Raw genomic sequence first — 15,482 nt, forward strand, 5'->3', positions numbered from 1 at the left:
GCTGCGATCTGATTTGATACTCATTTGCTCTGCTCCATCCATAGCTGTCCCTCGATTTCCATGAGCCGCTGCACTGGCAGCGGCAGCGAATCGGCGTTCAGGCATTCGCCGGTATCCAGTCGGTACACTTCCTTGTGCAGCGGGCAGGCAACGGTGGCCACGCTGGTTCCTTCGACCATGGTGTCGCCCAGAATGCCGCGGGCCATGACCTTCGCGCCGCTGTTCGGGCAGTGATGCGAGGTTGCGTAGAAGGCATCTTCTTCGGTACGGAACAGGGCTAGCTGTGTGGCCTCGAGCCACAGCGCTTCTCCCCATCCACGCTCCAGCTCTGCACTGCGGCAAAGCGGAGCCAAGCTCAAAGTAGCTTCACGGGTGTCTTCTGCAATTTGCGTGCTCATGAACGTAAGCCCTTCGTGGTTGGCATCTGCTGACATACCGAGCTTAGAAGCCGCATGTTTCGCCCGATGCTTCCAGCCGTTGCCAGTCCGTAAAGCATGCCTAACAGCAAAAATGGGCACCGTGAATCCTGGATTCTCCCGGAAATCCGCTGGTTTATCCTGTCCAATTGCCTTTGCGCAACGATTGCCCATTGCGAATGATTCGAATTTGTTTCAGCCGCTTCACCTGGCTTTCGTCTGATGGTGGAGAGAATTGCTCCGGCCGAAACACAAGGGTAATTGCGGCGCAAAGCATGCTTTCTACAGTGGACTCATCAGCCTGAAACTCACCGTTTCCCAGCGAAAGTCGAAATTGATCATGGGTACTCCACACAATGCACGCAACATCCTGGTTATCGGCGGCGGTCCCGCAGCCCACCGCTTCACCGAAGCCCTGGCCAGCCGCGCACCGCAGGATCTGAGCATCACGGTATTGACCGAAGAAACCCACCTTCCCTATGATCGCGTGGCGCTCTCCCAGGCGTTGACCAACCCCAGAGTCGATCTCACCCTCGGCGATCCGAAGCTCTGGGAAGCCGAGCATGTCACCTTGGAAACCAACGCCAAGGCCATCGCTATCGACAGCACCAAGCGCACGGTCACCACGGAAGACGGACGCATTTTCAGCTACGACGAATTGGTGCTGGCCACCGGTTCCAACGCGGCCACGTTGCCAATCGCCGGCAACGAGCACACCTTTGTGTACCGCACGCTGGAAGATGTCTGGTCCATCGCGCAGAAGGTCAAGGAACTTTCAGCTTCCCTGGGCCGCACCCCGGTGGTAGCTACCATCGGTGGCGGGCTGCTCGGTTTGGAAGCTGCCGCGGGTGCCCAAGCACTGGGTGCGGAGGCAGTGGTCATTGATGGCGGCAAATGGCTGATGGGCACCCAGCTGGATGAAGGCGCTGGCCAAGCCATGGGCCGGCTCATCGAGCAAACCGGATTCACCGTCCACAACGGCGTTTTCCCGCAGGAAATCCTGACCAGCCAGGAGTCCGGCAGCACGGCTGTCACCGGCGTGCTGATGGCTGATGAACGCACCATCGATGCGGATATGGTGGTCGTTTCGATCGGTGTTCGTCCCCGCGATGAACTGATCCGCAATTACAACGCGGCCCTTGACGAAGCAGGAAGCCCGGCACCCCGTTTCGGCATGGGCCCACGCGGCGGCGTGGTCATCGACGCGCATTGCGCCACCGATATCGAGCACATCTGGGCTATCGGCGAGGTCGCGAACTACGAGGGTTTCTGCATTGGCCTGGTCGCTCCGGCCAACGCCATGGCGGAAATCGTGGCCGAACAGCTGGCCGGGGGCGAAGCCGAATTCGCCGGCTTCGACACCGCCACCAAGCTCAAGCTCTCCGGTGTGGATGTGGCCAGCTTTGGCGATGGCTTCGCCCGCGCCGAGGGGGCGCTGGAAGTGGTCTATGCCGATGCCCCGCGCGGCCTGTACCAGAAGCTAGTGGTGTCCTCCGATGCCAAGACACTGCTCGGCGGCATTTTCGTTGGAGATGCCACCCCGTACCAGTCGCTGCGTCCTTTACTCGGACGGGAGCTGCCCGGCGAACCAGGCGCGTACCTCAGCGCCTTGGGCGGCGAAGCGCCGGAGGGCGAACTGCCCGATGATGCGGTGCTGTGCTCCTGCAATTCGGTCACCGCCGGCACCATCCGCGATGCCGTTTCCGGTTGCGGCTGCTTCGAGGGCGAAGCGCCGGTGACCACCGTTTCCGGGCTGAAGGGGTGCACCCGTGCCGGCACCCAGTGCGGGTCATGCGTGCCGATGCTCAAGAAGCTCATGGAAGCGCAGATGCTCAAGGACGGCGCGGAAGTTTCCACCGCCCTGTGCGAGCATATTTCCTTCTCCCGTCCGGAGCTCTACGAAGCCATCCGCGTGGCCGGGTTGCAGGCCTTCGGCGAGGTGATGGAACGCTTCGGCACCGGCCAGGGCTGCGATATCTGCAAGCCGGTGATCGCCAATATCCTCTCCTCGCAGACCAGCGCCCACCCGATGGATGCAGGTCTTGCCGGCGCCCAGGACACCAACGACCGCGTGCTGGCCAATATGCAGAAGGACGGCACCTACTCGGTGGTGCCGCGCATCCCGGGCGGGGAGATCACCCCCGAGAAGCTCGGCGTGATTGCAGCGGTGGCGCAGAAATACGGCCTGTACACCAAGCTCACCGGCGGCCTGCGCATCGATATGTTCGGCGCCCGCTTGGAGCAGCTGCCCGAGATCTGGCGCGAGCTGGTGGACGCCGGCTTCGAATCGGGCCAGGCCTACGGCAAGTCGCTGCGCAATGTGAAGACCTGCGTCGGTTCATCCTGGTGCCGATACGGCATGCTCGATTCCACCGCGCTGGGCATCGAAATGGAGCTGCGCTACCGGGGCCTGCGGGCACCGCACAAGCTGAAGATGGGCGTTTCGGGCTGTGCCCGCGAGTGCGCCGAGGCCCGCGCCAAGGACATCGGCGTGATCGCCACCACCGATGGCTGGAACCTGTATGTGGGCGGCAACGGCGGCGCCAACCCGGCCCATGCCCAACTGCTGGCCGGCGGGCTGGATGATCAAACGCTGTTCAAGTACATCGACCGCTACCTGATGTACTACATCCGCACCGCTGACAAGCTGCAGCGCACCGCGCATTGGCTGCAGGACCTGGATGGCGGATTGGAACGGGCCAAGCAGGTGGTGATCGAGGATTCGCTGGGCCTGGCCGACGAGTTGGAAGCGGCCATGGAAACCCACGTGGCCAACTACGAGGACGAGTGGGCCGCCACCTTGGCCGACCCGGTGAAGCTCAAGCGCTTCCGTTCCTTCGTGAACACCGCCGCACCGGATACCGAGCTGGAATATGTTTCCGAGCGCGGACAGCAGCGCCCCGCCGAGCCGGTGGCACTAGGTGCCAGCATCCCGGTCGGGGCGCCGCAAGGCTAGGAACGGCATCCCACCCGTGCTGCTACCAGCGCGGGTGGATCTGTTCGCGCAGCTTGGCGTCGTAGAGGTCGCGGACCGAGGTGTTGAAGCCCTCGGAGATCTGCAGCGAGCCGGCAGCCGCGTTGGCGCGGGCCTGCTGCGCATTGCGGGCTCCGGGGATGATGGTGCTCACCCCGTCCTGGGCGGCCAGCCAAGCCAAAGCCACCTGGGCACTGGTGGCTTCGGGCGCTTCTGCGGCAGCCAGCTTGGCGAACTCGCCAGCGGCTTGAAGACCGGTGGCGTAGTCCACGCCGGAGAAGGTCTCCCCGACGTCGAAGGAGGAGCCGTCGCGGTTGAAGTTGCGGTGGTCGTCCTTGGCGAACTCGGTCTGCAGGGTGTAGCGGTTAGTCAGCAATCCGCTGGCCAGCGGCACCCGGGCGATGATCCCCACCCCTGCCTCGCGGGCTGCCGGAAGCACGGTTTCCAGCGGCTTGTGGCGGAAGGCGTTGATGATGATCTGCACGGTGGCAATGTTCGGGCGGGCAATTGCCGCCAGCGCCTCATCCACGGTTTCCACCGAAACGCCGTAGTTGGCCATCCGGCCTTCATCCACCATGGTGTCCAGCGCATCGTAGATCGCATCGGTGGAGTACACCGGGGTTGGCGGGCAGTGCAGCTGGACCAGGTCCAGGGTGTCCACGCCCAGGTTCTTGCGGGAGCGGTCATTCCACGCGCGGAAGGCATCCAGGTTGTAGTTCTCCGGCAGCTGCTCGACACGGCGGCCCATTTTGGTGGCCACGGTGACCCCGGCATCCGGGTTGGCCTTCAGCCAAGTGCCGATCAGCTGCTCGCTGCGGCCATCGCCGTAGACATCGGCGGTGTCGAAGAAGTTCACCCCGGCTTCGTAGGCGGCATCGAGTACGGCTAGCGCGTCGGTCTCGTCTACCGAGCCCCAGTCAGCGCCTAGTTGCCAGGTGCCCAGGCCAATGGCCGACACGTTGCGGTGGGTACGTCCAAGTTCTCGTTTTTGCATGCCTCCGAGTCTAGTGCCCGCAGTGCATATTTCCGGTCGATGGCAGATCATTCTGCTGTGTTGCGGTGTCTGAATTTGTTCTCAATTATCTAAACGATAGAATATAAATTACCGTCACACCATCGAGGAGATCATGTTCCCCACTATTCTTGCGGTCATTTGCGCCGTCGTAGGATTGCTCGTCATGCTTGCCAGCAAATCCATGAAGCCAGAAAACAAGAACCGCTCTTCCACGCGCTTCACCGGAATCAGCATCTTCATCGTCTCGCTGATCGTGCTGGCCATCATGTCAACCACCATCGTGCAGCCACGCACTGTAGGCGTGAAGGTCGCGCTGGGCAAGCCGACCTCCGTGGTGAGCAACGGCTTCCACCTGAAGTGGCCATGGGAAAAGGTCGAGAAGCTGGATGGCTCGGTGCAGAACGACGTCTACTCCGCCAGCAGCGCCATCCCGGTTCGCCTGGGCAACAACGGCCGAGCCGACGTTGACGCCTCGATCCAGTGGCAGCTGAAGACCGACGATGCGATGGACGTGTTCCTGGATTACCGCACCTTCGAGGGCATCCAGTCCAACCTCGTCGACCGCAACTTCCGCGCCGCATTGAACGAGGTCATGGCCACCTATGATCCGCTGGAATACGGCGAACCGGCCAGCGGCGGCCAGGACTTGGAGGGCCTGGCGAAGTCCGTCCAGGAAAAGATGCAGGCCAAGGTCAAGACCCAGATCGAGATCCGCTCGGTTACCTTGCCGATCATCAATTTCGACGAGCCGACGCAGAACCGCATCAATGAACTGCAGGCGGAAACCGCCAAGACCCGCGTGGCCCAGCAGCGCAAGCAGACCAGCACCGCTGAAGCCGAAGCCAACAAGATCCTGGAACGCTCGCTGACTCCGGAAACCCTGACGTCCAAGTGCCTGGATATCGTCGCCGAATCCGGCCAGAGCCCTATCGGCTGCTTCCCGAATTCAGGGGTCCAGCCCATTACGATGACTGGCGAAAAAGACAGCAAATAGTCCCCCTTTGGTCATCGCCCCCGTCCACAGGACAGGGGCGATGACTAGCTTAATTTTGGACCTGCACTAATGAACTTCGTTGCGCTGGTGTTTACGGGGTGACTCGTGGGGAAAAGTTTTATGAATCGCTACTTGCTAATGAGATGAGCGGGTCAATTTTCTGAAACAGAGTCGTTGATGATCCCTAAATACTCTCAAGCCGCGAACCTGTCGGCGATGTCTGAGGCGTTTTCCACTGGCTGTTCAGCCGGGTCGTCTTAGAAGGTCATGTCGTGTTTTTCCGAGTCTCTTTCTATCAATTGGTTGGAAATCCTACACAGTTCATCTGACTGGCTTCGCGCGAGTGCAGGCATGGTTCAGATCCATCTCGAGTGAAAGCGCTGAAAGGGATCATCAAGACTGCACCATAGGAGAACACAGTATTTGATCTGGAGGAAGACCTGCTCTCCGCACGCCGGAGCAGGTGGCAGCCGATGAGGTCAATGAATTTGAGCACGCCCCAGCGCCAAGTTTCTACGACGCCGAAAATCGGCGTGACTCCTATGTGTTCGCATCTGAAACTGAAAGGTCAATAAGCGTGCGGGCGCGCTTCGAATTTGACTACACAAATGCTGCACTGATCTAGTCAGCTTCCAATAGGAGCAACAGAACCCCTAACCGTATTGGCTGGGGGATTCTGTTGTTCTCAACCACGTGATAGCCCAAGAAACCTTGGTCACACAACGGTCACTCGCAGCTTTGAGCTCGCCATTCGTAGCGGATATTTCCGACAGCAGAAAAGCTTTTCGACGATTTCAAATCTGTCTTATAAATGACCCGAAGCTGTGAAACTTCAGCGTTTTCCACACCATTCTTCACGGCACCCTCGAGACCTACCTGCACATTTTCCCCGGCAGGGACTTCGATGGGACTTTCTAAAGGTACTAATCTCTCAGCGATTTCTTTGAATTCTGCCTCTTTGAGGCTCTCATTAGTCCACGCCAACAAGCTAGTCTCACCTTCGGGTAGCAGTGCTGCCACGGATCGCTTTGATTCCCAGCCCGTGGCCTCTACAGCTTGCACGTCGGTGATCCATAGCGGATCCCCTGAGGTGCTGGATGCTACATCCCCGACGAAGTTCTGCTCGTGAAATATTCCGCACAAAGTGTTTTCGACGTCGCCTTCAGGAGCGCCTAGGGCCAATGCCCCAGTCTGCGTGGCTTGAACCCCGCCGCAAGCGGAAAGGGCACAAATAGTTGCTAAAGCAAGACAACCTGAATAGATCTTACGTATCATCATTTGAGCTAATGCTACCGGGATTCTGCGCCGGCCAATCGCGATGACCGCACGCGATTTATCTTTGATTAAAGTCATGTTCTTGTCGAATTTTAAACGTGGCTGAAATGTCCCACATTCTAGGCGAGCGCCAACGCGTCTGAAACCCTCAGAATCTACCAGAATCCGACCGATGAACGGCTTGAAAACTGTTCATACTCAAGGTCAGGATGAACGGCCATGCGCTCAATCCTCGATTCAGATTGGGCTCGGTAGACGAATACTTCCGCGGAGCTAGCCCTGCGGCATCGGACGATCACCGGCGTGGCCTGGCTGCTCCGAGATGACCTGGATTTCCAAGCCCTTGGAGTCGTACAGCTTGCCATCGATCAGGCGGTCGCCGTCTTCAAGGCCGGCCAGCTGGTACTTGTAGACGGTGCGCAGCGACGTTTCCTTCTTGCCCCAGTTCAGCTCGTTGAAGATGATGTTCAGCAGCACCGCCATGATGGTGGCCGAGGAGATGCTGGACTGGAAAATGGTGCCAACCCAGGCAGGGAATTCGGCGTAGAAGTCGGGCTTGACCATGGGAATGCAGCCGAAGGCCAGCGAGGTCGCTATGATCAGCATGTTCATGTTGTCATCCTTGGCCTTGGCCAAGGTGCGGATGCCTGCGGCCGCTACCGAGCCGAACAGCACCACGCCGGCGCCTCCCAGCACCGGGGAGGGGATGGAGGCGACCACGCGGCCAAGCACTGGCAGCAGGCCGAGGACCACCAGGATGCCGCCACCGGCGGCCACCACGAAGCGGCTCTTCACACCGGTAATGGCCACCAGCCCGACGTTCTGCGCGAAGGCCGACTGGGTGAAGGTGTTGAAGATCGGGGCGACGGTGGAGGAGAGCATGTCGGCGCGCAGGCCGTTGGCGATGCGCCGCGAATCCACCTTGGATCCGGTCACCTCGGCCACGGCGAGCATGTCTGCGGTGGTTTCGGTATAGGTCACCAGGATGACGATCATCATCGAGATGATGGCGCCGATCTCGAAGACCGGGGCGCCGAAGGCGAACGGAGTGGGAACCGCGAAAATGTCGCCGGTGAGCACCTGCGAGAAATCGGCCATGCCCATGAACACTGCCACCAGGGTGCCCAGCGCAATGGACAGCAGGATGGACAGCCGCGAGAGCGCAGGGATGCCGGACTTGGACAGCGCCAGCAGGATCAGCAGGGTAATGGCGGCCAGGGCGATGTTCTTGATCGAGCCATAGGAATCCCCTGCGCCCGCCCCGCCCATGGCCCAGTCGGCGGTGACCGGGAAGAGCGAGACGCCGATAATCGTGATCACCACGCCGGTGACCACCGGCGGGAAGAAGCGCAGCAGCTTGGCGAAGAACGGGGCAATGACGATGCCTATGGCGCCCGAGGCGAGCACCGCGCCGAAGACTGCCGGCATGCCTCCCCCGCCGTTGAGGATGGCGATCATGGTGGCCACCCCGGAGAAGGACGTGCCCTGGACCAGCGGCAGCTGGGCGCCGAAGAATGGCACGCCCAGGGTTTGCAGGATGGTGGCCAGGCCGCCGATGAACAGGCAGCTGGCGACGAGCACGCCCATTTCGGCCGTGTCCATTCCCGCAGCCCCGCCCATCACCAGCGGCGGAGCGATGATGCCGCCGTACATGGTCAGCACATGCTGGAAACCGTAGGCCACGGTTTTCGGCGCAGGCAGGCGTTCGTCTTCGGGTCTGATGCTCTCAGCGGATTGGCTGCGGGCAGCACTCATGGGGAATTTCCTCTTCGGTGGACTGCGGATTGGCGCACCCCATGCGTTCGGGATGCGCCCCGCCGTCAATTCTCCCGCAGAAGCCCGCCAGGTTGACAGCTGGTGAAGCGCAAATGGCTGCGAGGTGCATTACGTCAAGCGCTTAGCACTGCTCCAGGTCAGCTATCCAGCGTGCGTCCAGGCTGCTGGGTGTGCTCGACGAAACGCACCATCATCGCCTTGAAACCCGGGGTGTTGGACTCGCGGGCCACCAGATCGCGGTGCACCAGCGCGTTGGCCTCCGGGTAGTAGGCCGCCACGCAGCCCTTGGCCGTCGGATAGGACACCAGGCGGAAGCGGTTCGCGCGGCGCTCGGAGCCGGCGAAAGTGGAAATCACGTCCACCAGATCCCGGTCGCTGTACCCGGTCTCGGCCAGGTCCTCCGGGTTGATCAGGATGACGCGGCGGCCGTCCTTGATCCCGCGGTAGCGGTCATCCAGCCCGTAGAAGGTGGTGTTGTACTGGTCGTGGCTGCGCATGGTCTGCAGGATCAGGTGGCCCTCGGGAGCCTCCAGCGCTTCGAAGTCCGAGACGGTGAAGCGGCCCTTGCCGATGTCCGTGGCGAAGGAGCGGGTATCGCGCGGCGGATTGGGCAGCACGAAGCCGTTCTTCTCCCGCACCCGGGTGTTGAAGTCCTCGAAGCCGGGCAGCACCTTCTCGATGTGGTCGCGGATCACGTCGTAGTCCTCGGCCATGGCACGCCAGTTGACCGGGTGCCCATCGCCCAGGATGGCCTGGGCCATGCGGGCAACGATGACCGGCTCGGCCAGCAGGTGCTCGGAGACCGGGGTGAGCCGGCCGCGGGTGGACTTGATCACCGACATGGAGTCCTCCACCGAAAGGAACTGCGCACCGGTGGGGTGCTTGTCGTCCTTGTCGGTGCGGCCCAGGGTCGGCAGGATCAGCGAGGTCATGCCGTGCACCACATGCGAGCGGTTGGGCTTGGTGGAGATGTGCACGGTCAGCTTGGCACGCTGCATGCCCGCCTCCAGCGCGTCGGTGTCCGAGTTGGCCAGGGCGAAGTTGCCGCCCATGGAGACGAACACGTCCACTTCGTCCTTCTCGAAGGCATGCAGGGCCTCGGTGGAATCGTAGCCGTGGGCGCGCGGGGATTCGATGCCGAATTCGGCGTCCAGCGCTTCGAGCAGCTGCTCGCCGGGCTTCTCCCAGATGCCCATGGTGCGATCGCCCTGCACATTGGAGTGCCCGCGCACCGGGCAGGCGCCAGCACCTGGCTTGCCGAAGTTGCCCTGCAAAAGCAGCAGGTTGATGATTTCCTTCAGCGTCGGCACCGAGTGCGGCTGCTGGGTCAGGCCCAGCGCCCAGCAGATGATGGTGGCCTTGGACTTGGCCAGCAGCATCGCGATCTCGGTGATCTGGGTGCGGGTCAGTCCGGTGGCCTCCTCGGTAGCTTCCCAGTCCAAGGTGGCACGCGCGGCCTGGTAGGCCTCGAACCCGTCGGTGACCGCGGCGATGAACTCGTGGTCCACCACGGTGCCCGGATGCTTCTTCTCTTCTTCGAGCAGCAGGTGGCCGAAGGCCTGGAACAGGGCCAGGTCGCCGCCGACCTTGATCTGCAGGAAGTCGCTGGAAATCGGGTCGGCCTTGCCCAGCATGCCGCCCACGGTCTGCGGGTCCTTGAACCCGAAGAAGCCTGCCTCCGGCAGCGGGTTCACGGCAACGATGCGGGCGCCGCGCTTGCGCGCATCGGCCAGCGCGGAGAGCATGCGTGGATGGTTGGTGCCGGGGTTCTGGCCCACCACGAAGATCAGGTCCGCATGATCGAAGTCTTCCAATGACACGGTGCCCTTGCCGATGCCGATGGTCGGGTTCAGTGCGCTGCCCGAGGATTCGTGGCACATGTTCGAGCAGTCGGGCAGGTTGTTGGTGCCCAGCGAGCGGGCGAGCAGCTGGTACATGAACGCGGTCTCGTTCGCGGTGCGCCCGGAGGTGTAGAACACGCACTTGTCCGGGGTGGTCGCGTTCACGTGCTCGGCGATGGTCGAGAAGGCCTGCGCCCAACTGATCGGGGAGTAGTGGGTCTCCCCCTCGCGAATGATCATCGGAGCGGTGATCCGGCCCTGCGAGCCCAGCCAGTATTCGGTCTTGTCGCGCAGGTCCTCGATGGAGTGCTGCGCAAACCACTCCGGGGTGACGGTGCGGGCGCTGGCTTCCTCGGCGATGGCCTTGGCGCCGTTCTCGCAGAACTCGGCGGGCTTGCGCTTGCCGGTGATGGATTCAGGCCACGCGCAGCCCGGGCAGTCGAAGCCGTCGTGCTGGTTGACGCGCAGCATCGAACGCAGGGTACGCGACGGGCCGGCTTCGGCGAAGCCGCGCTCCATGGATACCATCACGGCCTTCAAGCCGGCGGCGGCGTGCTTGGGTTCGCTGACCTTCAGTTCATCTTCGTTGATGTCCTTTTTGGGTGCCGAACGATGCATGAGACCCTCCTATTGGTAGCGCGGCCGGTACTGATATCCAGCTCACATATTACAAGGCTACGCCCTGATCACCCGATCCGCATGTGTATAAATGTTCACGCTGTGCCTGCGGGAAAAAGCGGCCAGCGTCAGACCCGATTCCTCGGCCAGGTCAGCGGCCAGCGACGAGGGCGCGCTGACCGCTGCGAGCACCGGAATTCCGGCCATCGCGGCCTTCTGCACCAGTTCGAAGGAGGCGCGTCCGGAGACCTGCAGGACGGTGTCGCCCAGTGGCAGCAACCCGTCGCGCAGGGCCGCTCCGATGACCTTGTCCACCGCATTATGACGCCCGACGTCTTCGCGCAGGATCAGCAATTCCCCGGCGGTGGAGAACAATCCGGCCGCGTGCACTCCCCCGGTGGCGGAGAACAGCTGCTGCGATTCGCGCAAGGTGTCAGGCAGGCCCAGCAGCGTTTCCAGCCCAACCCGCCCCGATTCAGGGGAGGGTGCGAAGGCGGCTTTCTTGCGCACTTCGTCAATGGAGTTGGTGCCGCAGATCCCGCAGGCTGAACTGGTGACCACATTGCGGGCAGCCAGGAGATCAGGATGCTTCGCCCCCGCGCCCAGCTGCACCTCGATGACGTTATAGGTCTGGTTGCCTGCTTCAGCGGTGCCGGCGCAGTAGCGCAGGGAGGCCAGATGCTCGGGCGCGGAAATGATTCCCTCGCCCACCAGGAATCCGGTGACCATGTCGAAGTCGTCGCCCGGGGTGCGCATGGAGGTGGTGTAGGAGGTATGGCCGAAGCGGATCTCCAGCGGCTCCTCGCCAGCCAGCTTCTCCTCGCGGACGCGGGAGCCCTCCAGCGTTGCCCTGACCACGCGGCGGCGCACGATCTTGCGACCCATTTAAACGCTCCTTGTGCTACATCTTGCGGCTTCCGCCGCTTGCCGCATACTGCTAGAGGACACTCTACGTTTACAGACCCCGGCTCGGCCAACCCCCATGCTGGATTGAGGCAAATCCAAGGCTCCACCGGGGCCGCAATTCGCTGGGCCCAACTATTTCGCGGTGCTGCCTAGCCTGCTTCGTTGCCGTCTCCACTCGGCGCTGCAGCTTCCAGCAAAGGTGCCTGCAGGCGCGTGTCGCAGCGCAGCTCCCTCATAAGCGACATCCCCAGCAGCGTCACAATCACCGTGAACGGCACCGCCGAGAGGATGGCTGCCTGTTGCAGGGCCTCGAGCCCGCCCACCAGCAGCAACACGATCGCGCAGACGCCGGTGAGAAGTCCCCAGACCACTAGGACCGGCCTCTTGGGGTACATATTTCCGCCGGAGGTCAGCGTGCCCAGAACATAGGTATTGGAATCCGCGCCGGTAATGAAGATCAGCACCACGAGAATTACTGTGAATGCCGAGGTCACTTCCGGTATCGGCAGTTCGGCCAGCATCGCGAAGAAGGTGCTGTTGGTGTCTTCCAACGTTGCCTGGCCGATCCCAGAGCTGCCGGTCATCTCCTGGTGGATCGAGGTGCCACCGAAAATGCTGAACCAGATGCTGAAGACCAGAGACGGGACACCCATCACCGCAATAACGAATTCGCGAATGGTCCGGCCCTTGGAAATCCGCGCCAGGAAGATGCCGACGAAGGCGCCCCAGCTCAACCACCAGGCCATCATGAAGTACGTCCACCATTGCATCCACTGCAAGTCTTCGGCTCCAGAGGGAGTCAGCAGCGCCACGGCCGGGAACTCGCCCAGGAACTGCCCCATGGAACGGAAATAGATGTTGGAAATAAATCCGGTGGGACCGGAAACCAGGACGAAAACCCCGATGGCGGCGGCACCGATCATGGTGCCCTGGCTGAGCCATTTGATGCCCTTGCCAACGCCGGAAAGCGCCGAGAGAGTGAATACGATGGTAACGCCTGCAATGATCACGATCTTGACGAACAGATCCGTGGGAATCCCGAACAGGCTGTTCAGCCCCTCGGCGATTTGCGAAGCGCCCAAGCCCAGGGAAGTGGTCGTGCCGAAGAGGGTGGCCAGCACGGTGAACACGTCAATGGTCTTCCCGAGCCATCCGTCCATGGATTTTCCAAGAACTGGCCTGAGCATCACCGAGACGAGTCCCGAGTTGCCCCGGCGGTGCGTCGAGTAGGCAATGGCCAGGCCGAACACGCCGAACAAGGCCCAGGCGTTCGGACCCCAGTCGAAGTACGAGAACTGCAAGGCCAGCACTGCCGCATCCATGCTTTCCGGCTCCGCCCGTCCGTGCGGAGGGACCATGAAGTGGCTCATGGGTTCGGCCGCGCCATAGCTGATCAACCCGATGCCCATCACGGCACCGAGAATCATCGCGATCCAGGCCCATGTGGAGAACTCGGGCCGGTCCGCGTCCTTGCCCAGCCTGATGCCTCCGTAGCGCGAAAAGGCCAGGAACAGCATCAGCACGATGCAGCCGAGAGTCACCAACAGGTAGCTCCAGCCAATGTACTGCGCTGACCAGGTGGATGCCCCGGACATCAGTTCATTGAGCCGGCCCGGTGCAATAGCCGCCCAGAGCACGAACACCACGACCAGCGCCAGCGAAACGAAAAGGACACTGCCCGGACGCTGGAGTTGCTTGTAGACCTGTTTCGATTCGTTCTTGTCCGCGGCCCGGCGCAATTTGCCGCCGGTGAGCGTGGGCCCTCCGCGTGGCCCCTTGCCCTGCTTTTCGTTGGTTTCGGTTTTCATGGCTCTCACACTTCGTTGTATTGGAGGAATCTGCCGACGCCGGGCTATAGCGCGGTCAGTTCGGCGCCGTCGTAGAACCGGCCGGCCTTGTAGACCATCGGCTCAAGCTGGGCGACTTCGGAATGCTTTACCTTGGCGATGAACACGGTATGGGTCTTGGCTTGGAAGCGCTCCTTGATTTCTGCTTCGATGGAAGCGGCCGAGCCATCGATCAGCGGGCTGCCGTTCGGCCCCTGATGCCATTCGAGCTCGGCGAACTTGTCATCACCCTTGGAAGCGAAGGTGCCCACGGTGTCGCGCTGCCCGTTGCTCATGATGTTGATGCCCAGATGGGTGGACTTGAACAGCGATGCATAGGTGCTGGTGGTCTTCTGCACGCACACCAGCACCAGAGGCGGCTCGAGCGAAACTGACACATATGAATTTGCGGCTAGCCCGCGAGGCTTGCCATGTTCATCCATGGTGGTCACGACAGTCACGCCGGTAATGAATTGGCGGTTGAACCCCTTGAGCGCATCGAGATTCGGCACGCCGCTCAAATCGTCCACTACCACGCCATCATCCGTGGACTCGAAGGCGGACTTGAGCGATGGGACCCCCACGTCTTCGAGCAGCTCGCTCTGGTCCCAAGTCACCTGCTCCGAGATGATTTTCCCGTCCTGGACTTCCATCAGGTTGGAACCGCGGGTTTCCACGGTGTTGCCCGTGGCCGGCACACCCTGCAGATCGTTGGTGAACGTTCCGGTGGTGTGCCAGAAAATCGCGATGGACTGCTCCTGCTCATCCACGAGCAGATGGTCGATTTTTGTCACCAGATCAGGGAAGGCCTCCCGCACGGACAAAATCTCTTGCTTCAGCTCTCGGATGGTGGTGACGTTTTTGGATTTCTTGCTGATTCGCCGGAAGTCCGCGTGGAAGATCTCGTCCAGTGCATCGACCTGGCCCCGATCCCATGCCGCTTCCCAGGCGTTGACGAGTGATTCTTTGACAGGCTGGAGTGAATTTACAATTTGTTGCATGCAAGAAATGCTAGCAAAGGTTGTGACGGAGTCAACATGTTTCAGGAAATTCTCCTAAATTTAGCGGATTCAAGGCGATTCCTTGAATTTCTGTTGCATACAAGAGAATCTATGGATAGAGTTCTTGTATGCAAGAGAGTTCAAGCGTGGAATCAAAAACCAGGAGCACCCCGGAGACGCCGTTGCTGGGCCGGCTCCGTCAAATGATCGTCACTGGAGTTGTTCAACCCGGAGACCTATTGGCAGAGACAGCCCTGGCGCAAGACTTCGAGGTCAGCCGTACTCCAATTCGAGAAGCATTGAAGCAGCTGGAGCGCGAGGGCCTAGTTGAGGTGCGTTCGCGGGTTGGAACATTCGTCAGGAAGCCCACCCAGCGCGAAATTCACGAGATGTTTTCCCTGAAGGAGGCCTTCGAGGGACTAGCCGCTGGCCTGCTGGCCAGACGTGGAGCCGTACCTGAATTGGAGCAGCTCAAGGAAAACGTTGCACGCAGCCAACGGGCCGTCGAGCGCGGCGACGCGGAACTCTATTCGCAACTGGTCCATGAATTCCACAGCACGTTGGTTGCCGGGGCTGACAACAGGAAGCTCACCGAGCACTATGACCTGTTGATGAACCAGCTGGCCTACCATCGCATCGTTTCGCAGACCCTGAGCTTGCCCGGGCGCTTGCAGAATTCGAAGGACGAGCACCAGGCAATCATCGACGCCATCAGCTCCAAAGATCCGTTGGCCGCAGAACTTGTGATGCGCAGGCATGTTGCCGCATCAAGCCAGTCGGCGGCCCTGGCCGCAATGAAAGAAGAAGACGAAGAACAACCGGGTTAGCCCCAAAAAAGCC

The 15,482-nt window shown here is 61.3% G+C and carries 11 protein-coding genes; 3 read left to right on the top strand and 8 right to left on the bottom strand.

What is annotated here, in order from left to right; translation table 11 throughout:
• Positions 1 to 20 precede the first annotated feature (20 nt).
• Positions 21 to 398: a nitrite reductase small subunit NirD gene (nirD, locus tag ACIOTL_RS01025; protein WP_105662151.1), complete on the bottom strand. Its 378-nt coding sequence runs from the start codon at positions 396 to 398 to the stop codon at positions 21 to 23.
• Positions 399 to 756: 358 nt separating this feature from the next.
• On the opposite strand from nirD, the gene nirB reads away from it, so the two are divergent.
• Positions 757 to 3,372, top strand: a complete 2,616-nt coding sequence (nirB, locus tag ACIOTL_RS01030; RefSeq protein WP_400341296.1) for a nitrite reductase large subunit NirB — start codon at positions 757 to 759, stop codon at positions 3,370 to 3,372.
• Positions 3,373 to 3,394: 22 nt separating this feature from the next.
• Here the strand turns inward: nirB and ACIOTL_RS01035 are convergent, their stop codons facing one another.
• On the bottom strand, positions 3,395 to 4,384 hold the full coding sequence (locus tag ACIOTL_RS01035; RefSeq protein WP_332727552.1) for an aldo/keto reductase: 990 nt from the start codon (positions 4,382 to 4,384) through the stop codon (positions 3,395 to 3,397).
• 133 nt (positions 4,385 to 4,517) lie between these two features.
• Here ACIOTL_RS01035 and ACIOTL_RS01040 point away from each other — a divergent pair, with 133 nt between their 5' ends.
• Entirely contained in the window at positions 4,518 to 5,399 is an 882-nt protein-coding gene (locus ACIOTL_RS01040) for an SPFH domain-containing protein (protein WP_133834112.1), read from the top strand.
• Positions 5,400 to 6,125: 726 nt separating this feature from the next.
• On the opposite strand, the gene ACIOTL_RS01045 is transcribed toward ACIOTL_RS01040, so the two are convergent.
• The 6 genes from ACIOTL_RS01045 to ACIOTL_RS01070 form a co-directional block, all read right to left on the bottom strand.
• Positions 6,126 to 6,752 (bottom strand): hypothetical protein, encoded by a 627-nt coding sequence (locus ACIOTL_RS01045; RefSeq protein ID WP_332488581.1) that lies wholly within the window; start codon positions 6,750 to 6,752, stop codon positions 6,126 to 6,128.
• A gap of 195 nt (positions 6,753 to 6,947) precedes the next feature.
• Positions 6,948 to 8,429, bottom strand: a complete 1,482-nt coding sequence (locus tag ACIOTL_RS01050; RefSeq protein WP_105656189.1) for a nucleobase:cation symporter-2 family protein — start codon at positions 8,427 to 8,429, stop codon at positions 6,948 to 6,950.
• A 158-nt stretch (positions 8,430 to 8,587) separates the two neighbouring features.
• Positions 8,588 to 10,909, bottom strand: coding sequence for an FdhF/YdeP family oxidoreductase (locus ACIOTL_RS01055; RefSeq protein WP_400341299.1), 2,322 nt, complete (start codon positions 10,907 to 10,909; stop codon positions 8,588 to 8,590).
• Positions 10,910 to 10,966: 57 nt separating this feature from the next.
• Complete coding sequence (gene fdhD / locus ACIOTL_RS01060) at positions 10,967 to 11,794, bottom strand: formate dehydrogenase accessory sulfurtransferase FdhD (RefSeq protein WP_400341300.1); 828 nt, start codon at positions 11,792 to 11,794, stop codon at positions 10,967 to 10,969.
• A 170-nt stretch (positions 11,795 to 11,964) separates the two neighbouring features.
• Entirely contained in the window at positions 11,965 to 13,623 is a 1,659-nt protein-coding gene (locus ACIOTL_RS01065; RefSeq protein WP_400341302.1) for a BCCT family transporter, read from the bottom strand.
• 44 nt (positions 13,624 to 13,667) lie between these two features.
• Positions 13,668 to 14,642 (bottom strand): flavin reductase, encoded by a 975-nt coding sequence (locus ACIOTL_RS01070; protein WP_105656185.1) that lies wholly within the window; start codon positions 14,640 to 14,642, stop codon positions 13,668 to 13,670.
• 146 nt (positions 14,643 to 14,788) lie between these two features.
• Here ACIOTL_RS01070 and ACIOTL_RS01075 point away from each other — a divergent pair, with 146 nt between their 5' ends.
• Positions 14,789 to 15,469 carry a GntR family transcriptional regulator gene (locus ACIOTL_RS01075; protein ID WP_286134632.1) on the top strand — a complete coding sequence of 227 codons (681 nt, stop codon included), beginning with the start codon at positions 14,789 to 14,791 and terminating at the stop codon, positions 15,467 to 15,469.
• The last annotated feature ends 13 nt before the right edge of the window (positions 15,470 to 15,482 follow it).

It is taken from the genome of Glutamicibacter sp. NPDC087673 (assembly GCF_044743255.1).
In the GTDB taxonomy this organism is placed as follows: Bacteria; Actinomycetota; Actinomycetes; order Actinomycetales; family Micrococcaceae; genus Glutamicibacter.